The 26,373-nt window shown below is 65.0% G+C and carries 22 protein-coding genes and 1 riboswitch; of the genes, 10 read left to right on the top strand and 12 right to left on the bottom strand.

From position 1 onward, the window contains the following. Positions 1 to 47: 47 nt before the first annotated feature. The 4 genes from BMX67_RS07330 to cbiE are packed head-to-tail and all read right to left on the bottom strand — an operon-like array spanning position 48 to position 3,730. Positions 48 to 1,367, bottom strand: coding sequence for a cobyrinic acid a,c-diamide synthase CobB (locus tag BMX67_RS07330; protein WP_175479840.1), 1,320 nt, complete (start codon positions 1,365 to 1,367; stop codon positions 48 to 50). Beyond that, a complete protein-coding gene (gene cobM, locus BMX67_RS07325) occupies positions 1,360 to 2,169 on the bottom strand; it encodes a precorrin-4 C(11)-methyltransferase (protein WP_090733729.1) in 810 nt (269 codons plus the stop codon). The genes BMX67_RS07330 and cobM overlap by 8 nt, the downstream gene beginning before the upstream one ends. After that, complete coding sequence (locus tag BMX67_RS07320) at positions 2,166 to 2,534, bottom strand: cobalamin biosynthesis protein (protein ID WP_090733727.1); 369 nt, start codon at positions 2,532 to 2,534, stop codon at positions 2,166 to 2,168. The genes cobM and BMX67_RS07320 overlap by 4 nt, the downstream gene beginning before the upstream one ends. After that, positions 2,531 to 3,730, bottom strand: coding sequence for a precorrin-6y C5,15-methyltransferase (decarboxylating) subunit CbiE (gene cbiE, locus BMX67_RS07315; RefSeq protein ID WP_090733726.1), 1,200 nt, complete (start codon positions 3,728 to 3,730; stop codon positions 2,531 to 2,533). Before cbiE ends, BMX67_RS07320 begins: the two co-directional genes overlap by 4 nt. Between cbiE and BMX67_RS07310 the strand changes: the two genes are divergently transcribed. Continuing rightward, the gene (locus BMX67_RS07310) at positions 3,729 to 4,484 is read left to right on the top strand and encodes a cobalt-precorrin-6A reductase (protein ID WP_090733725.1); all 756 of its coding nucleotides are present in this window, start codon (positions 3,729 to 3,731) and stop codon (positions 4,482 to 4,484) included. The genes cbiE and BMX67_RS07310 overlap by 2 nt on opposite strands. Here the strand turns inward: BMX67_RS07310 and cobJ are convergent. Genes cobJ through BMX67_RS07275 form a run of 7 tightly spaced genes read right to left on the bottom strand, consistent with a single transcriptional unit; the run spans position 4,457 to position 12,455 of the window. Beyond that, positions 4,457 to 5,209, bottom strand: a complete 753-nt coding sequence (gene cobJ / locus BMX67_RS07305) for a precorrin-3B C(17)-methyltransferase (protein WP_090733723.1) — start codon at positions 5,207 to 5,209, stop codon at positions 4,457 to 4,459. The genes BMX67_RS07310 and cobJ overlap by 28 nt on opposite strands. After that, complete coding sequence (locus tag BMX67_RS07300; protein WP_090733722.1) at positions 5,206 to 5,949, bottom strand: precorrin-2 C(20)-methyltransferase; 744 nt, start codon at positions 5,947 to 5,949, stop codon at positions 5,206 to 5,208. The genes cobJ and BMX67_RS07300 overlap by 4 nt, the downstream gene beginning before the upstream one ends. Beyond that, a complete protein-coding gene (locus BMX67_RS07295; RefSeq protein ID WP_090733720.1) occupies positions 5,946 to 6,575 on the bottom strand; it encodes a precorrin-8X methylmutase in 630 nt (209 codons plus the stop codon). Before BMX67_RS07295 ends, BMX67_RS07300 begins: the two co-directional genes overlap by 4 nt. After that, entirely contained in the window at positions 6,576 to 7,709 is a 1,134-nt protein-coding gene (locus tag BMX67_RS07290) for a hypothetical protein (RefSeq protein ID WP_090733719.1), read from the bottom strand. After that, positions 7,706 to 10,993 (bottom strand): cobaltochelatase subunit CobN, encoded by a 3,288-nt coding sequence (cobN, locus tag BMX67_RS07285; protein ID WP_090733717.1) that lies wholly within the window; start codon positions 10,991 to 10,993, stop codon positions 7,706 to 7,708. The genes BMX67_RS07290 and cobN overlap by 4 nt, the downstream gene beginning before the upstream one ends. A 6-nt stretch (positions 10,994 to 10,999) precedes the next feature. Continuing rightward, positions 11,000 to 12,058 (bottom strand): cobalamin biosynthesis protein CobW, encoded by a 1,059-nt coding sequence (gene cobW / locus BMX67_RS07280; RefSeq protein WP_090733716.1) that lies wholly within the window; start codon positions 12,056 to 12,058, stop codon positions 11,000 to 11,002. A 1-nt stretch (position 12,059) separates the two neighbouring features. Next, positions 12,060 to 12,455 (bottom strand): DUF1636 family protein, encoded by a 396-nt coding sequence (locus tag BMX67_RS07275; RefSeq protein ID WP_090733714.1) that lies wholly within the window; start codon positions 12,453 to 12,455, stop codon positions 12,060 to 12,062. A 91-nt stretch (positions 12,456 to 12,546) separates the two neighbouring features. Then, positions 12,547 to 12,759: riboswitch (cobalamin riboswitch) on the bottom strand. A gap of 395 nt (positions 12,760 to 13,154) precedes the next feature. Here BMX67_RS07275 and BMX67_RS07270 point away from each other — a divergent pair. From BMX67_RS07270 to BMX67_RS07260, 3 genes are all read left to right on the top strand, one after another. Then, the gene (locus BMX67_RS07270) at positions 13,155 to 14,318 is read left to right on the top strand and encodes an efflux RND transporter periplasmic adaptor subunit (RefSeq protein WP_090734029.1); all 1,164 of its coding nucleotides are present in this window, start codon (positions 13,155 to 13,157) and stop codon (positions 14,316 to 14,318) included. Beyond that, complete coding sequence (locus tag BMX67_RS07265; RefSeq protein ID WP_090733712.1) at positions 14,315 to 17,437, top strand: efflux RND transporter permease subunit; 3,123 nt, start codon at positions 14,315 to 14,317, stop codon at positions 17,435 to 17,437. Before BMX67_RS07270 ends, BMX67_RS07265 begins: the two co-directional genes overlap by 4 nt. Positions 17,438 to 17,634: 197 nt before the next feature. After that, positions 17,635 to 19,140, top strand: a complete 1,506-nt coding sequence (locus tag BMX67_RS07260; RefSeq protein ID WP_217645805.1) for a serine hydrolase — start codon at positions 17,635 to 17,637, stop codon at positions 19,138 to 19,140. A gap of 1 nt (position 19,141) precedes the next feature. Here BMX67_RS07260 and BMX67_RS07255 read toward each other — a convergent pair whose 3' ends face one another. Beyond that, positions 19,142 to 20,581, bottom strand: coding sequence for an alkaline phosphatase D family protein (locus tag BMX67_RS07255; RefSeq protein WP_217645803.1), 1,440 nt, complete (start codon positions 20,579 to 20,581; stop codon positions 19,142 to 19,144). 262 nt (positions 20,582 to 20,843) lie between these two features. On the opposite strand from BMX67_RS07255, the gene BMX67_RS07250 reads away from it, so the two are divergent. The 6 genes from BMX67_RS07250 to BMX67_RS07225 all read left to right on the top strand — a co-directional run bounded on the left by BMX67_RS07250 (position 20,844) and on the right by BMX67_RS07225 (position 26,343). Continuing rightward, complete coding sequence (locus tag BMX67_RS07250; RefSeq protein ID WP_090733709.1) at positions 20,844 to 21,986, top strand: TRAP transporter substrate-binding protein; 1,143 nt, start codon at positions 20,844 to 20,846, stop codon at positions 21,984 to 21,986. Between the two features lie 55 nt (positions 21,987 to 22,041). Then, a complete protein-coding gene (locus BMX67_RS07245) occupies positions 22,042 to 22,626 on the top strand; it encodes a TRAP transporter small permease subunit (protein WP_090733708.1) in 585 nt (194 codons plus the stop codon). 30 nt (positions 22,627 to 22,656) lie between these two features. Then, positions 22,657 to 24,075 (top strand): TRAP transporter large permease, encoded by a 1,419-nt coding sequence (locus BMX67_RS07240; RefSeq protein WP_090733706.1) that lies wholly within the window; start codon positions 22,657 to 22,659, stop codon positions 24,073 to 24,075. Next, complete coding sequence (locus BMX67_RS07235; protein ID WP_090733704.1) at positions 24,065 to 25,411, top strand: amidase; 1,347 nt, start codon at positions 24,065 to 24,067, stop codon at positions 25,409 to 25,411. Before BMX67_RS07240 ends, BMX67_RS07235 begins: the two co-directional genes overlap by 11 nt. Then, positions 25,408 to 25,587, top strand: a complete 180-nt coding sequence (locus BMX67_RS07230) for a hypothetical protein (protein WP_090733702.1) — start codon at positions 25,408 to 25,410, stop codon at positions 25,585 to 25,587. The genes BMX67_RS07235 and BMX67_RS07230 overlap by 4 nt, the downstream gene beginning before the upstream one ends. Before the next feature lie 69 nt (positions 25,588 to 25,656). Next, complete coding sequence (locus tag BMX67_RS07225; protein ID WP_090733700.1) at positions 25,657 to 26,343, top strand: fumarylacetoacetate hydrolase family protein; 687 nt, start codon at positions 25,657 to 25,659, stop codon at positions 26,341 to 26,343. Positions 26,344 to 26,373: the final 30 nt, after the last annotated feature.

The raw sequence follows: 26,373 nt of genomic DNA, 5'->3' as shown, positions 1-26,373 counted from the left end.
TTCCTTTCTGTCAGGGGCGGCGGGCCGCCATTCGGGGTGATTTCGTGTCATCGGGCCTCTTCCGGGGCCAGAAGGTGAAAGAAGGTTCCGGTGACATGACCAAGGGCCGATCCGGTCTGCGCGACGGTCGCGCCATCGGCATCAGCGATCAGGGCCAGGGCCGGGTCGGGTTGATCGAGGATGGTGGAATAGCGAAACTCGTGCCCGCGCAGGACCGCACCTGCCGCATGTCCGGGGATCGGGTGGTGCAGGGTCGCGCGCCGATAGCCCAGATGCAGCTTGCGCCTGTGATAGCTGGTCACAAGACCCAGAAGCCCGGCCATCTGATGCCGGTGCCCGTCCTTGTCGATCAGCGCGGTGCCAAGCGCCATGTAGCCGCCGCATTCGCCGTGAACTGGTTTAGTCGCCGCATGTCGGTGCAGCGCGTCGCGGAACCGGTCCGCCGCCGCCAAGGCCCCCGCATGCAGTTCGGGATATCCGCCGGGCAGCCAGACCAGATCGCAATCGGGATCGGGGGCCTCATCAGCCAGTGGCGAAAAGGGCAGGATCTCGGCCCCTGCGTCGTGCCAACCCTGAAGGATATGCGGATAGGTAAAGGAAAAGGCCGCATCCCGCGCCAAAGCGATGCGTTGGGCCGGGGGCGGGGTCAGCGGGGCGCGCGTCAGTGGATGATCGTTGCTGCGCGCGGCGGCCACGATGGCGGACAGATCGACATGCTGACGCAGGAAATCGGCGTAACCGGCGATGGCGCTATCCAGATCCGGATGTTCGACCGCCTGGATCAGGCCCAGATGCCGTTCTGGCAAGGTCAGGTCGCCGCGACGGGGCAGGACACCCAGAACCGGCAGCCCCGCCTGTTCCATCCCCAGACGCGCCAGTCGTTCATGGCGGGCCGAGGCGACGCGGTTCAGGATGACCCCGGCAAAGGGCAGGTCCGGCATGTAGCTGCGAAACCCCAGCGCGGTCGCGGCGGCCGACTGGGCCTGACCGCTGACATCCAGCACCAGAACCACCGGCCAGCCCATGCGCCTTGCGGTTTCGGCGCTGCTGCCAAAGCCCTGCTGGCCGCGCGTGGCGACACCGTCATACAGCCCCATCGAGCCCTCGCCGATGCACAGATCGGCCCCCGCCGCCTGCGCCGCGATGCCCTGCCACAACTGCGGGCCCATCGCCCACAGATCCAGGTTGAAACTGGCCCGCCCGCTGGCCGCGCGATGAAAGGCCGGGTCGATGTAATCGGGGCCGGATTTGAAGGGCTGCACGGTGATGCCATCATCCGACAAGGCCCGCAGCAGGCCCAGCATCACGGTCGTCTTGCCGGTCCCCGATGACGGGGCCGAGATCATCAGTCCGGGCGGATTAATCATGACGCGTCCCTTCCTGTTCGGGCGACCAGCCATGCCAGACGCTGGTGTCGCCCTGCGGACGATAGCGGCGGTCATATGCGGCGGCGTAAAGACAGCTGTCCTCGAAGCCCTCGCCCACAAGGGCCGGACCGACAAGGATCAGCGCGGTGCGCGTCACCGAACCGTCCATCCTGTCGCCGATGTCCCGCAGATGTCCGCGGATGATGCGCTGATCGGGCCAGCTGGCCCGATAGACAACCGCGACAGGGCAATCCGCGCCATAGTAGGGCAGTAATCGCCCAACCACGCCATTCAGATTCTGGATCGACAGATGGATCGCCAGCGTGGCACCGGTTCGGGCGAAATTCGCCAGATCCTCGCCCTCGGGCATGGCCGAGGCGCGGCCCGGCGTGCGTGTCAGCACCACCGATTGCGCAAGTCCGGGCAGGGTCAGTTCCGTCTGCAACGCGGCGGCGGCGGCGGCAAAGGCAGGCACGCCGGGGGTGACCGATACAGGGATGCCCAGATCGCGCAGGCGGCGCAGTTGTTCGCCCATCGCGGACCAGATCGACAGATCGCCCGAATGCAGCCGCGCGACATCCAGCCCCTGTGCATGGGCCTGAACGCATTCCTCGATGATCTGGTCCAGCGACAGGGGGGCGGTATTCACCACACGCGCGCCCTTCGGACAATGCGACAGGATATCCGCCGGCACCAGGGATCCGGCATAAAGGCAGATCGGGCTTGCAGCGATCAGGTCGCGGGCCCGCAGCGTCAGCAGGTCGGGCGCGCCGGGACCGGCGCCGATGAAGTGAACGGTCATGGCGTGCCTTTCCGGGCCAGGGCGCAACAGGCCATCCCGTCGCGGGACACATGACGCGCCCCGATCAGGCGGCCATCGGGATCGGTGGCGGCCAGCGCTGCGGCCTCGGCCACCGAGCCGGTGCCACGTCGGGCCGAAACCCTGGCCGAGCGGGTGACAGTGTCCTGCGTCACGATCCGGTCCGGGGCGATGGGATACAAACGCAGGCCCAACTGATCGGCCAGCCGGATCAAGGCCGGCGCGCTGGCCTTGTCCGCAACCGTTGCCAGCGCGTCGATCCGCAGATCGCCCGTCGCCCGCAACAAGGCCTCGCGCAGGCTGTCATCCGTGGCGTCACGGCGAAATCCGAACCCGGCGACGATCATAGAACATGGCTCCATTGGGTGATCGGATAGCTGGCTTTCCAGCCGCGACGCGATCCGATCGGCGTCGCGACAGCCATCTCGATGCGCAGCAGATCGCCGCCCAGCCGGATATGGGTCTGCGTCAACATCGCCTCGGATTCCAGGGTCACGGCATTGGCAACGATCCGGGTGCCGGGCGGCAGATGCGTGCCCAGCCAGTCCAACAGCGGGTCCGACAATCCGCCGCCGATAAACACCGCGTCGGGACGATCCAGATCACGCAGGACGGCGGGGGCGTGGCCGGTGACCACATGCAGTCGGTCCATCCCCAGCCGTGCGGCATTCGCCGCGATGCGGTCGGCGCGATCCGGGCGCGGCTCGATGCTGGTGGCCCGCAGCGAAGGATCGCTCATCAGCCACTCGATCGCGACCGAGCCCGATCCGCCGCCGATATCCCACAGATGCTGCCCTGCGCGCGGGGCCAGCGCCGACAGGGTCAGGGCGCGGATCGGGCGTTTCGTGATCTGGCCGTCATGGTCGAACCACGTGTCGTCGCGCCCCGATGCCAGGGGCAGCGACGCGCCGTCCCCCGCGACATGGATCGCGACGCAGACCGGGTGGCCGAAATCGCGATCCGGCAGCGTATCGGCCAGCGCGCGGATGACCGCCTGTGCCGGGCCGCCAAGTGCCTGCATCACCGTCAGCGCCGAGGTGCCGAAGCCCTGCATCCGCAGATAGGCCGCCAGATCGCGCACCGCCTGTCCGTCGCGCAGCAGGGCGATAATACGCTGGCCGGGCGACAGATGCGGGCGCAGGCGGGACAGGGGCGCGGCATGCAGGCCAAGACAGATCGTCGTTTCCAGCCCCCATCCCAGTTGCGCCGCCGCCAGCGAGAAGGTGGACCGCCCCGGCAACGCCCGCCATTCACCGACAGACAGCCGCGTTGCCAGAACCGTGCCCGCGCCGAACCAGAATGGATCGCCCGATGCCAGAACCGCGACCCGCCTGCCACGCAGATCCAGCAGCCGTTCGATCCCCTCGCTGAACGGCACCGGCCATGCGATCCGCGTGGCCGTTGCGTAGGGCAACAAGGCCAGATGCCGGGGCGGGCCCATGATGATTTCCGCCGATTCCAGCGCGGCGCGGCTTGCGGTCGAAAGCCCGTCCGGGCCATCTTCGCCCACGCCAATGATTGTCAGCCACGGATCTTCAGACATGCGACCAAACCTGTTGTTGCTGGGCGGCACGACCGAGGGAACGCGGCTGGGGCATCATCTGGATCAGGCCGGCATCGCGGGCACCGTGTCCTTGGCCGGGCGGGTGGCCGATCCGGCGCGGCAGGGCTTGCCGATGCGGGTCGGCGGTTTCGGCGGCGTGGCGGCGCTGGCCGACTACCTGCGCCAGAACGCGATCACCCATGTCGTCGACGCCACACATCCCTTTGCCGCGACGATCAGCGGCAACGCCGTCGCGGCCTGCCGACAGGTTGGGGTGCCGTTGATCGCGCTGACACGTCCGCCGTGGCAGGAACAGCCAGAAGATCGCTGGATCAAGGTGCCCGACATCGCCACAGCAGTTCAGGCGCTGGCGGGTCCGCCGCGCCGGGTCATGCTGGCGGTGGGGCGGATGCATCTGCCCGAATTTCAGCCGCAGTCGCAGCATTTCTACCTGCTGCGGCTGGTCGATCCGCCACGCCAAACGCCCGGCTTTCCCGATCACCATGCGATCATCGACCGTGGTCCCTTTACGGTCGAAGGCGATCTTGCCCTGTTGCGTCGGCACCGGATCGATCTGATCCTGTCCAAGAATTCGGGTGGGACCGGTGCCATGGCCAAGATCATCGCCGCGCGGCAACTGGGCCTGCCGGTCGTCATGATCCAGCGCCCCGCCATTCCGCAGCGGCCGCAGGTCGAAACGATTGCCGAAGTGATCGACTGGCTGGGTCATGGCCCCACCTTGCGGGGGGTATAGACAAGGGGCACACCCGCCCGCGCGATGACGCGCGTTGTCGATGACCCGACGATCACGACCGTCCGCATATCGGCCATCTCGGGGCGACATTGGGGCAGGGGGACGACGCTGATCCGTTCCTCGGGGGTTGACACGGCGCGGGCGAAGATCACCGGGCGATCATCGCCGCAGCATGCGGTCAGCACCTCCAAGGCGCGGGCAAAGCCCGCCGGGCGCGAGGTCGAGCGGGGGTTGTAGAAGGCCATCGCGAAATCGCCCTCGGCGGCCAGACGCAGGCGACGCTCGATCAGTGGCCAGGGCTTCAGGTTGTCCGACAGGTTGATCGCGCAGAAATCATGGCCAAGCGGCGCACCGGCCCGTGCCGCCGCCGCAAGCATGGCGGTGATGCCGGGCAGCACCTGAATGTCCAGATCGCGCCATGCCGCAGGGCCGTTCTCGACCGCCTCGAAAACCGCCGCCGCCATGGCGAAGACGCCGGGATCGCCGGATGACACGACCACGACCTGCCGCCCGTCGCTGGCCATCGTCAGGGCGTGTCGTGCCCGGTCGATTTCCACACGATTGTCGCTGGGATGCAGGGTCAGGCCGGGGCGCGGCGCAATCCGGGCGACATAGGGGATATAGCCGACGATATCGCTGGCATCAGCCAGCGCCTGCGTCACCTCGGGGGTGATCAGGGTTTCGGCGCCGGGGCCAAGTCCGGCGATGACCAGTCGTCCGGTCATGGCCGCCTGCCCTGACCATGCACGATCACGATCGAGAAATAGGGGGTGACGCGGCCCTCGGCCTCGGACAGTTTCTGGACGGTCTGGTTCGGCATCGCGGCGTACTCGACCAGCCAGGCGGCATCGAAACGGCCCGCGCGGCGCAGGGCGCGGCGGATCTTGTCGATATTGCGGCCGATCTTCATCACGACCAGCGCATCGGCCCGGCACATGCGATCAACCAGATCATCTTCGGGCAGGGTGCCCATCAGCGTCGCCATCACATCATCGCCCCATGTGATCGGCTGACCCGTCGCGGCCCATGCCGCAGACATGCCGGTGATCGCGGGCACGACCCGAACCGGCACAGCATCGCGCAGCCGGTCGTAAAGATGCATGAACGAGCCGTAGAAGAACGGGTCGCCCTCGGCCAGGACCAGAACCTCTTGTCCGGCCTGCGACAAGGCGCGCAACTGCGCCGCGCAATCGGCGTAGAATGCCGACAGCAGGGCGTTGTAGCGCGGATCGGTCAGCGGGATTTCGGTCGTGACCGGATACTCCATCGCGATTTCCCGCACATCGGGCGGCAGCAGGCCCTCGACGATGCAGCGGGCATGGCCGGGGCGGCCCTTCTTGCGGAAATAGGCCACATGGCGGGCCTGCCCCAACAGGCGGTGGGCGCGCACCGACATCAGGTCCGGATCGCCCGGACCAAGCCCGACACCCCAGATCGTTCCCGGCTTTGTCGCGGTGATGTTCATTCGGCGCGGCTCGCGATGGCGTTGATGGCGGCGACGGTGATGGCGCTGCCACCCAGTCGCCCTGCGACGATGCAGCACGGCACCGGCTGATCGGCCCAAAGCGCGGACTTGCTTTCCATTGCGCCGACAAAGCCCACCGGGCAGCCGATGATCGCGGCGGGGCGCGGGCAGTCGGGGTCCTGCAGCATGTTCAGCAGATGAAACAGCGCCGTCGGCGCATTGCCGATCGCCACCAGCGCACCGGCCAGATGCGGCCGCCACAATTCCAGCGCCGCGGCCGAGCGTGTGTTGCCCAGATCAGCGGCCATCTGCACCACGGCGGGGTTGTGCAGCGTGCAGATCACCGCGTTCTCTGCGGGCAGGCGCGGGCGGGTCACACCTTCCGAAACCATCCGCGCATCGCACAGGATCGGCGCACCGCCCTGCAAGGCCGACCGCGCCGTCTGAACGAAGCCCGGCGAAAAGCGGATATGTTCCTCTAGGCCGACCATCCCGGCGGCATGGATCATGCGGACTGCGACCTGTTCCTCGGCGGGGTCAAAGCGGGCCAGATCGGCCTCGGCGCGGATGGTCGCGAAGCTTTGGCGATAAATCGCGGCCCCGTCCTTTTCGTAATCATATGGCATTCACGGACACTCGTAGATTTCGCATAATTGGGCGGGATCAAGGCCACGCTGGCTGGGCTGATCCCAAGCCCGGCCATTGTCGATCAGGTCAAAGCGCCCGTCGCGACCGGTCAGGGTCAGGCGCGCGGCGCGGGACAGGGCGCAGCCCTTGGCACAGCCCGATACATGCAGCCCGCCACGGATATGCGGGGCCAGTCGCCGCGCCAGATCGCGGGTTGCGACGCTGGCCTGCCTACAATGGGGCGCACCGGGGCAGGCATGGGCGGCCAGCAGGGGCGCGTTGGGCGTCTGGATGAAACCCGGGGCGATGACATCGCGCGCACCGGTCAGCCAGAACAGCCGATCCGGTATCAATCGCATCTGACGCGCGTCACTGTCCCGCATCAGCCGACGCAGCGCATCCGCCGGGATCGCACCGAAGGCGGCGCCCAGGATTGTTCCGGCGCCCCAGGGTCCGGGCTGCGGGGCGGGCGATTGCGGGCGTGGCGCGGTCTGCTGCCACATTGCGGGCATGTCGGCGTGCCGCAGATGACGTGCCATCCGGCCCGACGCGGGGCCGTCGCTGTCCACGAACCAACGGGCCATCTCGGCAAGGGCAGGCACCGCCTGTTCCGGCGTGACCGGGCGGCCCCGTTCGGCCCCGTCGGCCCGCAGGATCAGCTGCCCGTCCCGCGACAATTCAAACCTGAAATCGGCCGATGCCGCGCCCAGCATCGCATATGCCCCGGTATCCAGCGCAAAGCCCATCTTGCCCGGCAGTTCCGGCAGCGACCCCAGCCCCGTGCAAAGCGCCAGGTACAGCCGGTCGGTCAGCTCGCCGGGGCGGTGATCCGGGTGCATCACGATGTTGCGCCGGGCCTCGGTCGCGGGATCGGGGTCCAGAAGCCGCGCGGCCATCAGGCGTTGCAGGGCGCTGTCGTGCCCCGCCTCGGTCAGCCCGCGGATCTGGATATTCGCGCGCGAGGTCAGATCCAGCGTGCCGTGGCCCAGATCCTCGGCCAGATCGCACAGCACGGCGACCTGCGTGGGATCAAGCTGACTGCGAAACGGGCGCACCCGCAGGATCAGCCCGTCACCCGACATCATGGGCCTGTAGGCACCGGGGCACCAGCCTTTGATGACCGGGCCGCTCATGCCGCGCCCTCGGCCACGGTCGCGCGGATCGAGTTGCGCCGCGTCTGCCACAGACCGGCCCGCATCAGGGCCTGAAACTGATCCTGCATCGCCGCGAAGGCACCGGGATTGGCCTCTTGCAGGAACCGATGGGTGCAGGGATCGCCCAATGTGGCGTCGTGATACAGATCGAACAGATGTGGCCCGACAACGCCTGCCAGATGCGCGAAGGCGGCCATGTGATCCAGCGTCGCCGCGATTTCGGCTGCGCCGCGAAACCCATGCGCGCGCATGCCCGCGATCCAGTCCGGGTTGGCCGCACGGGCCTGCACGACGCGGGCAATCTCTTCGCGCAGGTCGCGCGCGCGGGGGCGCGACGGATCGGTGCTGTCCAGATGATACAGCGCGGCCCGGCCACCTTCCACGGCGTTCGCGGCCGCGAACCCGGCCTCGTGCGCGGCATAGTCCGAGGCCAGCAGCAGGTCGGTCTCGGGCAGGTCCTGCAAGTGGACAAAGGCGTCTGCGGCTGCGACGCGCCCGGCGATACCGTCCCGATCCGGCACCGCATGATCGCCATCCAGCGCCCAGCCCGAGGCCGCAAGCCAGGCCTGCCCGGCATCGTGGCGGGCCTGATCGTCATAGCGGTGCAGAAAATCGGCCATCTGCAAGCCGAAACTGCCCGGCGCGGGACCATAGACGCGCGCCAGCCCATCCCGCGCGACAAAGGGGTTCCAGTCCGGGGCCTCGTCACGGGCGGCAAGGGCGCGAACCGCCTTGGCAAACAGCGCCGACAGGGTCGGAAACACGTCGCGGAACAGACCCGATACGCGCAGGGTTACATCCAGCCGGGGGCGGTCCAGTTCGGCGATGGGCAGGATTTCGAAGCCCGACACCCGTTCCGAACCCGGATCCCAGACCGGACGCACACCCAGCAGATGCAGCGCCATGGCAAATTCCTCGCCCGCTGTGCGCATCGTGGCCGAGCCCCACAGATCGACGATCAGGTTGCGCGGCCAGTCGCCGTGGTCCTGCAGATGGCGGCGGATCAGTTCATCCGCCAGCGTCATCCCTTGGGCATGGGCGGCGCGGCTGGGCACGGCACGGGGATCGGTGCAGAACAGGTTGCGCCCCGTCGGCAGCACGTCGCGCCGCCCCCGATAGGGCGAGCCTGCCGGCCCGCCGGGAATGAAACGCCCGTCCAGCGCATGGATCAGCGCATGGCTTTCCTGTGCGACCGCGTGGTGGAAGGCGGGATCGGACTGGTTGCCAGCCTGACGCCCCCAGATATGCAGCCCCTCGCCGAACTGGCTGTCTTTCACATCGCAGACGAACCGGTCGATGCGGGTGATCGCCTCGGCGGTCGAGCTTGCGCGATGCAAGCCAAGATCATCTTCCAGACCAAGGGTTTGCGCCTCGGACCTGATGTCGTCCTGCAACCTGTCGCGGCGGCGCGGATCCAGTCCGTCGGCGTTGGAAAACTCGTCCAGCAGCGCCTCGAGAAAGGCCAGCCGGTCGGGCGTCGCGGCCTGTCGCAGGGGTGGCGGGACATGTCCCAGCGTGACGGCCCCGATGCGGCGCTTGGCCTGTGCGGCTTCGCCCGGATCGTTGACGATGAAGGGATAAAGGATCGGCATGTCGCCGGCCAGGGCCTGTGGCCAGCAGGCATCCGACAGCGCAACCGATTTTCCCGGCAACCATTCCAGCGTGCCATGGGCACCGATGTGAACGATCGCGTCGACCTGCTGCGCAAGCCACAGATAGAAGGCGACATAGGCATGCCGTGGCGTGCGGGCCAGATCGTGATATTCATCGCCGCGAAGGGCAGGGTCGCCGCGTTCAGGCTGCAGGGCGACGATGGCATTGCCGCAGCGGATCGCCGCGAAACGAAACGCGCCATCGCTGATCGCGGGGTCAGATTCCGGCGCGCCCCAGCAGTCATGCAGCGCATCGCGCAGCGCCGCAGGCAGGCTGGTCAGCGCGTGGCGGTAATCGGACAGGGGCCAGTCGATATGCGCGTGTTGCAGACGCTGGTCCAGATCGTCTGCGATGTCCCCGGTGGCATAGCCCGCAGCGCCCAGATCCTGAAGGATCGCGCGGGCCGACGCCGGGGCATCCAGCCCGACCGCGTGGCCCAGGTTCCAGGTCTTGCCCGGGTAGGTGGACAGGATCAGCGCAACGCGACGTTCCTGGCGCGGCAGGGCCGACAGATGCAACCAGCCCATCACCCGCCGCACGGCCTGCGATACCAGCGACGGATCGGGGCGATGGATCACGCGCGAAAATTGCAGGTCGGTATCGCGCTGCCCGGCCTCCTTGAACGAAATTGCCCCGGCAAAGATGCGGCCATCGACCTCGGGCAGGACGACATGCATCGCCAGATCGGCAGGCGACAAGCCCCGGGCCGAACCCTGCCAGGCCGCGTGATCCGATGTGGCCAGCGCGACCTGAAACACCGGCACATCCCCGGCATCAAGGGGCGAGGCCCCGTCCGTGCCCTTGCCGCTGAAAGCGGTCGCATTGACGATCGCATCGGGCGCAAGATCGGCAATCTGCTGACGCAGCCAACCGGCGTGACGGGGTGATTTCAACGAGGGCAGGAAAAGCGCCCGAACCTCGCAGCCATGATCGCCGAAAGCCCGGAACAGGGCGGCGATCGGGGCAAGATCGGCCGAGACGACATAGGATCGGTAAAAGACGATCACGATGCGCGGTTTGCTCTTGGTCGCAGGCATGGGCACAGGATCGCAGACGCCGTCATGCGGGCTCCAGCCCGCGGCATCGGGCAGGGCGGGCGCGGACGGTTCGGCACAGGCCTGCAATCCCGCCGCATGGGCAAGTTCGGCCAATGCGCCATGTGCCGCGTCCGCGCCACCCGCATCGCAAAGCCGCGCAAGACGCCGCAGCACCGGAACCGGCAGCGTCGAGGCACGATCCAGCCGGCCATCCGGCCGCCCGTCCGCCGCCAGCACGGCCAGCGCGATCCCCCGGCGTTTTGCCAGTTCGTGCAATTGCGCCAGACCGTATTCCCAATAGGGCACGCCACCGATCAGGCGCAGCAGCACCGCCCTTGCCCCCGATACCGTACGCTCCAGATAGGTATCGACCGACAGCGGGTGCCGCAGATCCGCAAGATTTGCCAGTCGCAACGAGGGCAGGGCACCCTTTCCGCGATGCCAGGCCGAAGCGAAGGCACTCAGATCACTGTCGGAATAGGACAGCACGATCAGATCCGCCGGATCCTGTTCCAGATCCTTCGGGGTCGCGCTGTCTTCCAGACCGTGACTTTCGCGGAAAACGACATGCATGACGGGTCAGCCGGCAACCTTCGCGCCGATCCGGTTCAGCGCGGCATGGATTTCGACGGGCCGGATATCGTCATGTTCGGCGATCACGACCAACCTGCCCCGACGCCCCTCGGACGGGGTCCACATGCGGTCATATTGATGCCGGACCCGTGCGCCGACCGCCTGCACCAGCAGGCGTGCGGGCTTGCCACGAACGGCGGCATAGCCCTTGATCCGCAGGATGTTGTGCGACATTGCCAGCCCTTCGATGGCGCGCACCAGGTCCTGCGCATCCTCCAGTTCCGGGATATCGACCACGATGGTCTCGAAATCCTCGTGATCGTGGTCATGGGCCGCGTCGTGGTGGCTGGGGCGGGCGTCCAGATCATCCTCGGCCGCGGCACCGAGGCCTAGGATCACGCGCGGATCGACCGCGCCCTCGGCAACCTCGATCACGGGCAGCGCACGCGGCGCATGAGCCGCGATTTCGGCCTTGGCGCGGGCGACGCCTTCCGGACCTGCCAGATCGGGCTTGGTCAGCAGGACGATATCGGCGCAGGCGATCTGATCTTCGAACACCTCGGACAGGGGGGTGTCGTGATCCAGACTGTCATCCGCCAGACGCTGCGCATCCACCGCAGCCACATTCGGCGCGAAACGGCCCGCTGCGACCGCCTCGGCATCGGCCAGCGCGATGACGCCATCGACCGTGATGCGCGACCTGATATCCTGCCAGTCGAACGCCTTCAGTAAAGGCTTGGGCAGGGCAAGGCCACTGGTTTCGATCAGGATGTGGTCGGGACGCGGGTCCAGCGCCATCAGCGCCTGGATGGTCGGAATGAAATCATCGGCGACGGTGCAGCAGATACAGCCATTGGCCAGTTCGACGATATTCTCTGCCGGGCAATCGGGAATCGCACAGCTTTTCAGGATCTCGCCATCGACACCGACATCGCCGAATTCATTGACAATGACGGCAAGCCTGCGCCCACCCGGATTGCGCATCAGATGCGAGATCAGCGTCGTCTTGCCCGACCCCAGAAAGCCTGTGACGATCGTCACCGGAAGTTTCACCAGATTGCTCATGTCAGTCGTTCCTTGGATCGGTATTCGGGGGGATGCGGGCGATGCAGTTGCGCTTGAAATGTTCGGGCCGCTGGCGCCAGGGGATCACGCCGTCCTCTGCCGCATGATATTGGGCGGCGCCGTCCAGGATCATCTGCGGATGGGCCTGATCATCGACATTGGCAAAGACATAGGTCCATTTCGCGTCCCCGCCCCGCAGCGCAACGGTGCAGCCGTGATCGCAATTCTGTAGGCATTCAGTCGGGGTCACACGCAGACCCGGCGGAAGGTCCAGCGCGGTGATCTGATCATAAAGCGCACGACCGGGGCGGCGATCATCGACGGGCACGGCCCCCGCGCGGCGACAGGTCACGCAGACCAGAAGTTCAGTCGATGGCGGCTTGGTCAGATCGTCCATGCAGTCATGCCCATATCGTGGGGCAGGGTGCACAGACGGAATGCAACCCAGAGGCAGGGTTCACCCCGACCCCCGGCACACCCCGTCCGGTTTCAGTCGTCTTGTGCTGGCAGGTCTCCCGGCTGACGAAAATCGGGACGTGATCCCGGCAGGTGCAATGCCTTCCCAGCCATCAGGCCAGTGGCGATCTGCACCCTTTTCCGCTTACGGTCGCGGGGGCGGCTGCGCTTTGCCGACCCTGCTACAGGTGGCCGCGCATTCCCTTTTCACCCGCGTTGACGGGCACCAGCCGCGTCAGATGGAACTTTTTCGCGACCCAAGTCAAGCCAGAGCAAGACGCAGCTGCGGATAAATTCAGACGGCGCTTGATCCGGCAGATAGGCAAGTTTCCGGTTTGCGACCGTCCTGTCGGGTGCATCCCCAAGAAACAATCGCAATGGGTCAAGCCCGCGCCGACAAATCAGCTGTGTCAGTTGACAACAATCCTGTCGGACTGCCTGCGTGAGATTTTATTATAAACATAGTTATGGAACATTAGACTACTGCCTGATGCGCAAATCCCTAGAATTTTGATCAATTACTTGCCTCTTGACGGTCACAATTGGGTACAAAAGGACCGAAGTGCTTGTCTGTCATCCCTGTGTCTATATGAAAACAGCTGCAAAGTTTTTTCATTGAAGCATGGATAAGCTGCGTCCGATGAGTGATCGATCTGACAGAACGACCTTGGCCTTCCAGACCGATCGTGGATCATCGCGGCCGTTCTGGATCGCAGTGCTGCTTGTCATCCTGATTGTCGGCTGGATGGCCAGCGGCATGGTGATGCCCGAAAAATCCGTGTCAAACCAGGCCGCCACGACCGAGGTTGCGCCGACCTCGGTTCTGGTGATGCAATCGACCGCAAGTCCGGTCACGCTGAACTACCGGGCCGAGGGTCAGGCATTGCCTGATCGCGACACCGAGGTGATCGCAGAAACCTCGGGCACGGTCATCGACATGCCGGTCCAGAAAGGTGACCTTGTGCAGGCGGGTCAGATCGTCGCCCGGCTGGATTCGGTGCGGGCCGATGCGGCGCTGACCCAGGCGCAAGAGCAGCGCGCCAATGCGCAGCGCGAAATCGATAATGCGACGCAATTGTTTGACCGGGGTGTCGCAACCCGCGACCGGCTGTCGGACGCGCGTGCCGATCTGGCCGCCGCCGAGGCGGATGTGGCCGCTGCCGAGGAAGCGATCAGGAACCTTGTGATCGAGGCACCGTTTTCGGGCCGGATCGAAAGCCTGCCGGCAAGCGTCGGTGAATATGTCGCGACCGGAACGACATTGGCGCGGGTGGTGGACAATGATCCGCTGACCATCGCGATTCAGGTGCCGCAGCAGGCCCTGAACCGGATCAAGGCAGGACAGGCGGCACAGGTCAACTTCATCACGGGTCAGACACGCGAAGGCACCGTCGCCTTTGTCGGTGCGGCCGCGGCCTCGGAAACGCGGACCTTCCTGACCGAGATCGAGGTCGCGAACGCGGATCGCGCCATCCCGGCGGGGGTTTCCGCGCAGGTGACGATCCCGACCGGGACCGCCACCGCACATCGCATCGCGCCCTCCATCGTATCGCTGGACGCACAGGGCCAACTGGGCGTGAAAACCGTTCAGGATGAACGTGTTGCCTTCTTTCCCATCGAAATCGTGAAGACGGAACTGGACGGGATCTGGGTCACGGGGCTTCCGGCCGAAGTCACGATCATCACCGTCGGGCAGGGCTTTGTTCAGGACGGAGAACAGGTCAGCGCGACACCCGCGACGGACGAAGATGCCCAGTCGGCGCTGGTTCAGGACGCCCGCGAACTGGTCGAGACAGGCCAATGAACACGTTGATCGACGCCGCTTTTTCGCGCGGCCGGGCGGTCATGATCCTGCTGGTCATGGTGCTGACGGTCGGCGCCGTCGCCTATGTCTCGATCCCGAAAGAGGCCAACCCCGAGGTGCCCCTGCCGCTTGTCTATGTCAGCACGACACTGGACGGGATCAGCCCATCGGATGCCGAACGCCTGCTGATCAAGCCGATGGAAGCCGAGTTCGGCGCCATCGAAGGGCTTGAGCAGATGTCCTCGGAGGCGACCGAGGGGTTTGCCAGCGTTCAGCTGGAATTTGCGGCCGGCGGCGATATCGACGAGGCGCTGGACAAGGTCCGCGAGGCCGCCGACACGGTCGAGAACGAGCTGCCCGAAGACGCGACCGATCTGAACGTCACTGAAATCAACACCGCCCTGTTCCCGATCATCACCGCCGTCCTGTCGGGCCCCCTGCCCGAGCGTACGCTGAACGATATCGCCGAAGAGGTGCAGGACCGTCTTGAGGCCCTTCCGGGCATTCTGGAAGTCGATATCGGCGGTGCGCGCGACGAATTTCTGGAAGTGCTGATCGATCCGACGGTATTTCAGACCTACAATCTCAGCTTCGAGGGGCTGGCCAGCCAGTTGCAGCGCAACAATCAGCTGATCGCGGCGGGCGCCATCGAAACCGGCGGCGGGCGCATCGTTCTGAAGGTTCCCGGCCTGATCGAGGATCTGGCCGATGTCATGGCGATGCCGATCAAGGTGGATGGCACGACGGTCGTGACCTTTGCCGATGTCGCCACCGTACGGCGGACCTTCGAGGATCCGACCGGCTATGCAAGGATCGACGGTCAGCCCTCATTGGCGCTGGAGGTCACGAAACGATCGGGCGCGAACATCATCGACACGGTCGAGGCGACGAAAGCCGTCATCGACGAGATGCGCGCCGACTGGCCCGACAATCTGCGCGTGACCTATCTGCAGGATCAGTCTGAACAGGTGAAGACCCTGCTGTCCGATCTGGAGGCGAACGTGATGGCCGCGATCATGCTGGTCATGATCGTCATCGTCTTTGCGCTGGGGCCGCGATCGGCCATTCTGGTCGGGCTGGCGATTCCGGGGGCGTTCCTGGCTGGTGTCGCGGTGATCTGGGCGATGGGATACACCATGAATATCGTGGTGCTGTTCGCTCTGATCCTTGTCGTGGGCATGTTGGTCGACGGGGCCATCGTCACGGTCGAACTTGCCGACCGGCGCCTGCAGGAAGGCGACACCCCGCGTCAGGCCTATGCCCATGCCGCCAAGCGGATGGCCTGGCCGATCATCGCCTCAACCGCGACGACGCTAAGCGTGTTCTTCCCATTGCTGTTCTGGACCGGGCTGATCGGGCAATTCATGAAATACCTGCCGATCACGGTCATCCTGACACTGACCGCGTCGCTGTTCATGGCGCTGATCTTCATCCCTGTGCTGGGCAGCGTCATTGGTCGCAACCAGCCCCAGACGGCAAAGGCCAAGGCCGCGCTGCACGCCGCCGAACATGGCGATCCGCGGCAGATCGGCGGGTTGACCGGCGCCTATATCCGCCTGCTGGAACGGGCGATCCTGCGGCCCTGGACGACCGCGGTTCTGGCTTTGGCGCTGCTGTTGGGGGCCTTTACCCTTTACGGGCAGTTCGGGCGGGGGGTGTCGTTCTTTCCCTCGGTCGAGCCAGAGTTCATGCAGGTGCAGGTTCGCGCGCGCGACAATCTGTCGATCTATGAACGCGACGCGCTGGTGCGCAAGGTCGAGGATCGCATCATCGGGACCGAGGGCGTCGAAAGCGTCTATGCCCGCTCGACCATGAGCGCGAGCGGCGGCGACGAGGATGTGATCGGCACGATTCAGCTGGACCTGATGGATTGGCAGATCCGTCGCAAGGCCGACGAGATCGGGACAGAGATCCGCGATGCCACCGCAGATATTGCCGGGATCGACAGTCAGGTCGAAACCGAAAGCGGCGGCCCGACCAGCGGCAAGCCGGTCAATCTGCGCGTCTCGGCCGCGACACCGCCGGAACAGGCCGCTGCGGTTCAAATGGTGCTGGACAGCATGGATCGGCTGGGCGGTTTTACCGATGTGACCGACACGATGCCCCTGCCCGGCGTCGAGGTTGCGGTGAATGTGAACCGGGCCGAGGCCGCGCGATACGGGGCCGATGTCAGCCTGCTGGGCCAGGCGGTGCAATTGTTGACGCAAGGGATCACCGTTACCGATTACCGCCCCTCTGATGCCGATGACGAACTGGATATCAGGGTTCGATTTCCCAGCGATTCCAGATCCTTGTCCGAGCTTGGAAACCTGCGCGTGCCCACATCGGCAGGGTTGGTGCCGGTTTCGAATTTCGTGACATTCGAACCGGTCGAGCGGGTCGGCGTCATCCGCCGCGTCGATGAACAGCGCGTCACCACGATCGAGGCGAATGTCGCGCCGGGGCTTCTGGTCAATGATCAGGTCCTGGCCCTTCGCGCGGCGCTGGAACAGATCGAACTACCGGCCTCGGCCAGCTATGAATTCGCGGGCGAGGCGGAGGATCAACAGGAATCGATGATCTTCTTGATGTCCGCATTCATCGCCGCCATCACGTTGATGTTCATGATCCTTGTCGTGCAGTTCAACAGCCTCTACCAATCCTTCGTCGTGATGAGCGCGATCGTCTTTTCGGTCGCTGGGGTGCTGTTGGGCCTGATCGTGACCGGGCGGCCCTTCGGCATCGTCATGGGCGGGGTCGGGGTGATCGCGCTGGCCGGGATCGTGGTGAACAACAACATCGTCCTGATCGACACCTATAACGATCTGCGCCGCAACGGACTTTCCCCGCTAGAGGCCGCCCTGCGCACCGGCGCACAGCGTTTCCGGCCCGTTCTGCTGACCTCGATCACGACCGCGCTGGGGCTGATGCCGATGGTTCTGGGGATGAATATCGACTTCATCGGCCGCGATATCGTGTTCGGCGCCCCTTCGACCCAATACTGGACCGAGCTGTCCAGCGCGATCGCGGGCGGCCTTGTGATCGCGACGATCCTGACCCTGATCGTGACCCCGGCCATGCTGATGCTGCGCGAAAAGCCGGACACACGGGCCGTCCCCACAGCCGATCCCGCCATCTGATCAGGCCCGTTTCGCCATTTGGTAGCGTTTTGTTAAGACCATTGCTTCAATAGCTAAGTCCGGGGATCCTGACCACGGATCCGAAGGGCAGAATTGGTGGCATCATGCGACAGGGTCATTCCGCGAGGGTGGTATCAAAGGTGGGCTGGGGCGCGACACGGAAGGTTGGCGCGATTGTCCTGGCTTTTCTGTGGGGGGTGACCCTTGCGGGCGGTTGCGTCGCACAGACCGCCCTGGTGCTGCCCGATCCGGCACCGGCACCACCGATGACCGTGTTCCTGCCCGTGCCGGATCAGCGTGTGGAACAGGCCCTTGCGTCGCTGGATGATCTTGCCGAAGACATAAGGCGCCGCAGCGACATCCCCGGTCTTGCCATTGCCGTCGTTCATCGTGGCCAGACCGTCTATGCCAAGGGCTTTGGCACCCGGCAGGTCGGGGCCGATCAGCCGGTCGATGCCGATACGGTGTTCCTGCTTGCCTCGGTTTCGAAGCCGATCGGCGCATCGGTCGTGGCGCGGCAGGTTGATGCCGGGATGGCAGCCTGGGACATGCCGGTGCACCAATCGCTGCCCTGGTTTGATCTGGGTGATCCCTGGATCAGCCGACATGTCACCATCGGCGATCTTTATGCCCATCGCTCGGGTCTGCCGGATCATGCGGGCGACGATCTTGAGGATATCGGCTATGATCGCCGACAGGTTCTGGAACGGCTGCATCTTTTGCCGCAGCGGGCGTTTCGAAACCATTACGCCTATACCAATTTTGGGCTGACCGCCGCGGCCGAGGCCGTGGCCGCCGCCGCCGACAGCGATTGGGCCAGCCTGTCGCAATCGGTATTGTATGATCCGCTTGGCATGACCCGGACCAGTTCGCGCCATGCCGATTACCTTGCCCGCGACAACCGCGCGCTGCCGCATATGGCGGGTGCACAGGGCTATGTCCCGACCGATCAGCGCCAGCCCGATGCCCAAAGCCCCGCCGGGGGAGTCAGTTCCAGCGCTGCGGACATGGCGCGCTGGATGGCGATGGTGCTGCGGGCCGATGGGGCACTGACCGACGCGATCACGCCCCAGAAGGTGACCGAAAAACCGATGGCGGTTGCCGCCCGGCCCGGCATCTATGGTTACGGCTTCAATGTCGCCACGCGGGCAACGGGGCGCGTCGCGATCAGTCATTCCGGGGGTTTTGCTCTGGGGGCCTCGACGAATGTTTCGCTGATCCCGGATCTTGATCTGGGCATTGTCGTCCTGACCAACGCGCCGCCGGTCGGCGCCGCCGAGGCTATTGCGGCAAGCTTTCTGGACAGGGTCGAGATCGGGACCGACAGCCGTGACTGGCTGGCGGCCTATCAGCCTTTCATGGCCCCGCTATCGGCGCCGTTCCTGCATCTGGCGGCAGAAGGGCCGGCTAAAGACCCCACCCCCGCAGGCCCGGCAACGCGGTATCTCGGCCACTATGAGAATGCATATTTCGGGGCAGCGACCGTCGCACAGACCGATGACGGGCTGATCCTGAGGCTTGGACCTGCGGGGCTGGAATGGCCCATGCAGCATTGGGACGGCGACAGCTTTGCCGTGCGCCCCCTGTCGGAAAACGAACCGCCGGGGTCGGTCTCGTTGGTCAGGTTCCGCGATGACGGCGCCACGCTTTGGATCGAACATCTGGACCATTACGGATGGGGCAGCTTTGGGGCGACCGACTAGGCTACAACGCCAGGGGCGGTGTCCTGCCGCTGTCTTCCAGTTCCCATTCGGCGCTCCATCTGCCGTCGCGACGATCCAGCGTCAGGTAGTTGCGCTCGGCGGTATAGCGATGGGCCTGACCGGGCAACGCCCTGATCCGGATCGGGTTTTCGGGCAACGGATCTTCGCCCAGAAAGGACAATGCCCCCAGAAACCGGGCCCAGCCCCTTGGCGGGGCGCGATGCGCAATCCCCGACGCGACCAACTGATGCAGCTGTCCGTCCGGCCCCAGATCCATCACCGCGCGGGTGGCAAGGTGGATCTCGCCCGACAGGGCGGTCACCGATTGCCCCTTTTTGCGGATCATGTCGCGAACCAACCGCAGCATCCGCCGCCATTCGCGGCGATGGGCGCGGCTTTGCCATTGGTCGCGCAGATCGTCTTCGTATTTCTGCATCCGCGGGATCGCGACCATCACCGCCTCCAACAGCGACATGCGCGGCCCCAACAAGGGCACGCTGGACATCAGCATCCTGTGTCCGGGGGCATCGCGGTCCGCCTCGGCCTGCATCATGTCCCAGCCGCCCTGCCCCATGATGTTGCGGCGGCTGCGCTCACTGCGCAGATCGGGCGCGATGATCGACAGATCGGGCAGGTGCAGACGCCATCCCAGATGCGATCCCTGCGGATCGGCAAAGCGCCGTGGCAGATCGTTATCGGTGCAGCCATGTTGAAACAGCAGAAACGCCTGACGTGCGGCCGCGAACACCGCCTGTCCGACCTGCGAATGCGTCCGCGACGCCCGCAGCGATCCCCAGCCGTCGCAGATGTCATGATCGTCCCATTGCATCAACGAGGGCACCCGCGCCATCACCCAGGCCGGTTCGGGGGCGGCATACAGCGCGGCATAGCGTTCCAGAAAACGGTCCCGCAGATGTGCACGCAGATCGGCCAGCGCCTCGGGTGCGGGGTCGTCGGGAACCTCGTCGGGCCAGTCCCGGCTCAGGGTGTGGCCATGCGTCACCTCATCGGCATAGACCTGATCGCCACCATGCAACAGCAACGCAAAGGGCCGGTCGCGATGTTCGGTCCGCAAGCGTGCCCACATCGCGTTTCGTTCAGACCCTTCGCGGTCCATGTCCCCGATCTCTTCGCCGTTGCAGGACACATAGGCCAGCCGCAGGTCGCCAGCCATGTCCCCCGCGACGGGATAGTCGGTTCCGTTCCAATGATAAGAGGCGCCCGCATGGGCAGGCAGGTCGAACCGGGCCCGCCAGACCGTCGCCGTCCCGTATTCGGCAATCGCCTGCGGCGCGACCTGACCGCCAGGCAGATGTATCGCGGGCGGGGTGATACCCTTTGGCACAATGAACAGCGCGGCCAGATGCAGCATCCCGTCAGAGACATCATCAAGCAGCAGGACAGGACCGATGGGGCGAAGGATCTGGAAAGCCATCTTCATCAGTTATGTCGCGCCCGCGCCTTGCGCAATCGCTGCCCGGCAGGCGCGTGGTCACGGTTGCGTTGAGCGTCGCGCGGCGGTCCCGCCGGGTGCAGGATCTGCACGGTCGATGTGCAGCAAGACCTTGTTTTGGAAAGACGGTGACCGCCAAAAGTCATAGATGTGAAACTTGTTCTTGCCACAAACCCGCTTTGGCGGGCAGTCTTTCCCGGTGATGAGCCAAAGGGTCAGGAGGAGGCCCCGGTCATTCAGGGAGGAAGAAATGTCCAACAAGCACGAGAAATCGGGCCCGGTTTCGCGCCGGTCGTTCCTGCGCCGTGGCGGCGCCATCGCGGGGGGCGCAGCGGCAAGCTCGCTTCTGGCGGCGCCTGCGGTCATGGGGCAGTCGCCCATGGTCCTGAAGATGCAGACCAGCTGGCCCGCATCCGACATCTGGCAGACCATGGCCCAGCAATATGTCGACCGCGTCGAAGCCATGTCCGGCGGTCGCATCAAGATCGACCTTCTGCCCGCGGGCGCGGTGGTCGGCGCGTTCCAGGTGATGGATGGGGTCAGCGACGGCGTGATCGACATCGCCCATTCGGTGTCGGCCTATTGGTATGGTAAGAACAAGGCGGCGTCGCTGTTCGGGACCGGCCCGGTTTTCGGCGGCGATCCGACCAATATGCTGGCATGGTTCTATCAGGGCGGCGGACGCGAGCTTTATCGCGAATTGACGCAGGACCAGATGGGGCTGAACGTCGTGGGGCTGATGGCATTTCCGATGCCCGCCCAGCCTTTCGGGTGGTTCAAGGACCCGATCGGCGGCGTCGACGACATCAAGGGCATGAAATATCGCACCGTCGGCCTTGCGGCGGACCTGTTGCAGTCGATGGGCATGTCCGTCGCCCAGTTGCCCGGCGGCGAGATCGTGCCCGCGATGGAGCGGGGCGTGATCGACGCGTTCGAATTCAACAACCCGTCGTCCGACATGCGTTTCGGGGCGCAGGATGTCGCCAAGAACTATTACCTCGGCAGCTATCATCAGGCGTCCGAGGCGTTCGAGTTCCTGTTCAACCGCGACATGATCGAAACGCTGGACGAAGACCTGCGTGCAATTCTGGAACACGGGGTCGAGGCGGTCTCGACCTATAACACCGCCTATGCGCTGGATAACTATTCGGCCGATCTTCAGAAGCTGCGCGAAGCAGGGGTGACGGTGCACAAGACGCCCGACGACATCCTGTCGGCGCAGCTGACGGCATGGTCGGACATGATCGCCACGCTGGAAGAGGATCCCTTCATCAAGAAGGTGATGGACAGCCAGCGCGACTGGGTCAAGCGGACCGTCTATTACGAATTGATGGATAAGCCCGATTACGCCCTGGCCTACGAGCATTTCTTTCCCGGCGAATTGAAGCTGTAAGCAGGTCACCCCCCGCCCGGTCCGGTATCGGGCGGGGTCGACCGAAAGGAATTCCATGCTGGCATTCATTCGTTTCGCCGACCGTCTGTCGGCGTGGTTCGGCAAGACATTTGCCTGGCTGATCATGCTGATGACCTTCGGTGTCAGCTATGAGGTCTTTGTCCGCTATGTGCTGAACAGCCCGACAAGCTGGTCGCTGGATGTATCCTTCATCATGTATGGCACGCTGTTCATGATGGGGGGCGCCTATACGCTGTCGCGCGGCGGCCATGTGCGCGGCGACTTCCTGTATCGCCTGTGGCCCGTTCGGGTGCAGGGGGCGGTCGATTTCGTCCTTTACCTGCTGTTCTTCTTTCCCGGCGTCACCGCGCTGATCCTGTCGGGCTGGAAATATGCCAGCCGGTCCTGGCGCTATGGCGAGGTCAGCGTGAACAGCCCCGCGGGCATCCCCATCTATCAGTTCAAGACCGTGATCGTGGCGGCGGGCATCCTGTTGTTCATTCAGGGCATCGCGCAGTTGCTGCGCAGCGTGATCGCGATGCGCGACGGCGTCTGGATCGCCGCCGAAGAGGATGTCGAGGAAACCGAACAGTTGCTGCTGCGCGAACAGGCGCCGCGGGCCGGCATCCATGTCGAGTGACATGGGCCATTCCACCACGGAGAGACGCGCGTGACCGACCCCCAAATCGCCCTGTTCATGCTGGGCATTTTCATCTTTCTGGTGTTTCTGGGCTTTCCCATCGCCTTTACCCTGATGGCCCTTGGCATCGGCTTTGGCTATTACGCCTATTTCGACGCCGCGCGGATGTGGCGCGGTATGGACCGCCTGCCCGAGGATGCCAGTTGGCTGACCCACAACTGGGCCTGGCTGGAGGGGTTTTACAACAACCGCATCTTCGACCTGTTCATCAACCAGACCTATACCGTGATGTCGAACGAGGTGCTGACCGCCGTGCCGCTGTTCCTGTTCATGGGCTATATCGTCGAACGCGCGAATATCGTGGATCGGCTGTTCTCGACACTGGCCGTAGCCTCGCGGCGGATGCCGGGGTCGATGGGCGTGGCGGCGCTGATCACATGTGCGCTGTTTGCGACGGCCACCGGCATCGTCGGGGCGGTGGTCACGCTGATGGGCCTGCTGGCGCTGCCGGCCATGCTGAAGGCGCGCTATGACCCGCGCTTTGCCAGCGGCATCATCTGCGCGGGTGGCACGCTTGGGATTCTGATCCCGCCGTCGATCATGCTGATCGTCTATGCGGCGGCGTCGGGTGTGTCGATCGTGCGGCTTTACGCGGGCGCGATGCTGCCCGGACTGGTGCTGGTCGGGCTGTATCTGGTCTATGTGATCGGGCGTTCGATCCTGCAACCGTCTGTCGCGCCGCGCCCGTCCGAGGATGAGGTGCCTGCGGTCTCGACCGGCAAGCTGTTGTTGATGCTGGCGACCTCGTTCTTTCCGCTGGCCTTCCTGATCCTTGCGGTGCTGGGCTCGATCCTGTTCGGCCTGGCAACACCGACCGAGGCCGCGGCCATCGGCGCGCTTGGCGGGATGGTTCTGGCCATCGTCTATCGCGCGATGACTTTTCAGCGGCTGCGCGAATCCGTCTATCTGACCGTGCGCACGACGGCGATGGTCTGCTGGCTGTTTGTCGGCTCGTACACCTTCTCGTCGGTATTTTCCTATCTGGGGGGCGAGCATGTGATCTCGGAATTCGTCAGCGGCCTGGACCTGACCCCGCTGCAATTCCTGCTTCTGGCGCAGCTGATCATCTTTCTGCTTGGCTGGCCGCTGGAATGGTCCGAAATCATCATCATCTTCGTACCGATCTTCCTGCCATTGCTGCCGATGTTCGATATCGACCCGCTGTTCTTCGGCATTCTCGTCGCGCTGAACCTGCAGACCTCGTTCCTGACACCGCCGATGGCCATGTCGGCCTATTATCTGAAAGGCATCGCCCCACCCGAGGTCAAGCTGACCCAGATCTTCGCGGGCGTCATGCCCTTCCTGTTCATGGTCTTCATCGCCATGGCGATCATGTATATCTATCCGGATATCGTCTATGTCCTTCCGAACCTCATCTATGGCTCCTGATCCCGCAAGTCTGGGGGCGGTGGCGCTGCGCGATCTGATCGCATCGGGCGCGATCACCGCCGAGGCCGCGACCGCCGCCTGCCTGAACCGCATTGCCCAGACCGAACCCCAGTTGCGGGCATGGGCCTATGTCGATGGTCAGAACGCCATGGCGCAGGCCCGTGCGTTGGATCAGCGTCGAAAATCCGGCGCGGCGATCGGGGTGCTGCATGGCGTGCCGGTGGGCATCAAGGATGTGATCGACACGGCGGGTATGCCCACGGAATACGGCAGCCCCATCGCCAAGGGGCGCGTGCCGCCGCAGGACGCGCTGGTCGTGGCACGATTGCGCACGGCGGGGGCGGTCATTCTGGGCAAGACCGTGACGACGGAATGCGCCTTCATGCACCCCTCGGACAGTCGCAACCCGCATGACCCGGCCCGCAGCCCGGGCGGGTCGTCCGCAGGGTCGGCCGTGGCGGTGGCCTCTGGTCAGGTGCCCTTGGCGGTCGGCACCCAGACCGGCGGGTCGGTCATACGGCCCGCATCCTATTGCGGGATCGTCGGGTTCAAGCCTAGCTATGGCCTGATCGGACGCACCGGTATTCTGCCGCAATCGCCGTTTCTGGATACCGTCGGTGCCTTTGGCCGCGACCTGCAAGACGCCGCGCTTCTGGCCGAGGTCATGGCGGGGCACGATCCGCAGGACAGCGCCACCGCGATGCAGCCCGTGCCCCGTCTGGCGCAGGCCGCGTCCGAGGCCCCGCCCCTGCCGCCACTTTTGTCCGTGGTGGCGCTGCCCGGTGCGCAGCAGGTGATGCTGGACGCGTTGGGGGAACTGACCGACGCGCTTGGGGGGCGCGCGCATCGGGTCGATCTGCCCGCGGTCTTTGCCGAGGCCGACCAGATCCGCCGCCGCATCAATCTGGCCGAACTGGCGAAATGCTATTACGCGCTGGAACATCAGGGGCGGGATCAGATGTCTGACACGCTGCGCGACGGCTTGGACGAAGGCAAACAGGTCCTTGCACGCGACTATCTTGCGGCACTGGACTGGCGTCAGGTGCTGAATGCCGGGTTGGATGAGTTGCTGACCCGCTGCGACGCGATCCTGTGTCCGGCCTCGCCCGGCCCGGCGCCGGAGCTTTCGGAAAACAGCACAGGATCGCCCGCGATGAACGGTCCCTGGACGCTGTGCGGCGTGCCCGCGATCACCCTTCCGCTGCTGACGGATGCAAACGGGTTGCCGATGGGTGTGCAACTGATTGGCCGCCGGGGCGAGGATGCACGGCTGCTGCGCGTCGCGCATTGGCTGATGGAACAGTTTCACGACAGCACCGCAGAGGTAACGACATGATCGACCGTATCCTGGCCCTGCTGGCCTTTATCGTCCTATGCGCGTTTCTGGTGATCCTGTTGTGGCATGTGCCCCGTCTGGATCTGGGCGCGGTGGTGCTGTTGACGCTGGGGCTGGCGGGCTATGATACGGCCCAGGTCATGCGTCGCCATGCCATTGACGATCGGCAAAAGTGACCTGGGTCTTGGATTGCCGCCCTGCTGGTCGTACAGCTTTGACCAGCAGGATCTTACAGGACGCAAGGCATGGCCGATTATGTGATCACACCGCCCCGAACCGTCGCGATCCCGGTCGCGGGACAGGACGGGTTGTTTCCGGTGCGGCGGGTTTATTGCATCGGGCGCAACTATGCTGCCCATGCCGTCGAAATGGGGCATGACCCGAACCGCGAGCCGCCCTTCTTCTTTCAGAAGAACCCCGACAACCTGACCGCGTCTGATCGGTTCGTCTATCCGCCCAACAGCGGCGATGTTCACTACGAGGCGGAAATGGCCGTCGCGCTGAAATCCGGCGGGCGCGACATTGCCGTCGCCGACGCGCTTGATCACGTGTTTGGCTATGGTCTGGCGCTGGACATGACGCGGCGCGACCTGCAGGCGCAGGCAAAGAAGATGGGCCGTCCTTGGGAAATCGCAAAGGCCTTCGAAGGCTCGGCCCCGGTTGGCCTGATCCATCCCGCCGACCGCATAGGTCATCCCGATCGCGGCGCGTTGCGCCTGTGGATCAATGATGAGCTGCGGCAGGATGGCGATCTGGACCAGATGATCTGGAAGGTTCCCGAAATGATCGCCTATCTGTCGCGGTATTTCGAACTGGCGGCGGGCGACGTGATCCTGTCCGGCACCCCGGCAGGCGTCGGCGCGGTCGATCGCGGGGATCGGATCAGGATTGCCATCGACGGGTTGGGTGACATGGACGTGACTGTGATCTGACGGCGGTAATCCGCGCCCGATCACGTCCAT

The organism is Paracoccus homiensis, assembly GCF_900111675.1.
GTDB classification, from domain to species: Bacteria; Pseudomonadota; Alphaproteobacteria; order Rhodobacterales; family Rhodobacteraceae; genus Paracoccus; species Paracoccus homiensis.
The sequence above is the reverse complement of the archived record's forward strand: the minus strand, read 5'-3'. Positions and strand labels throughout refer to the sequence as shown.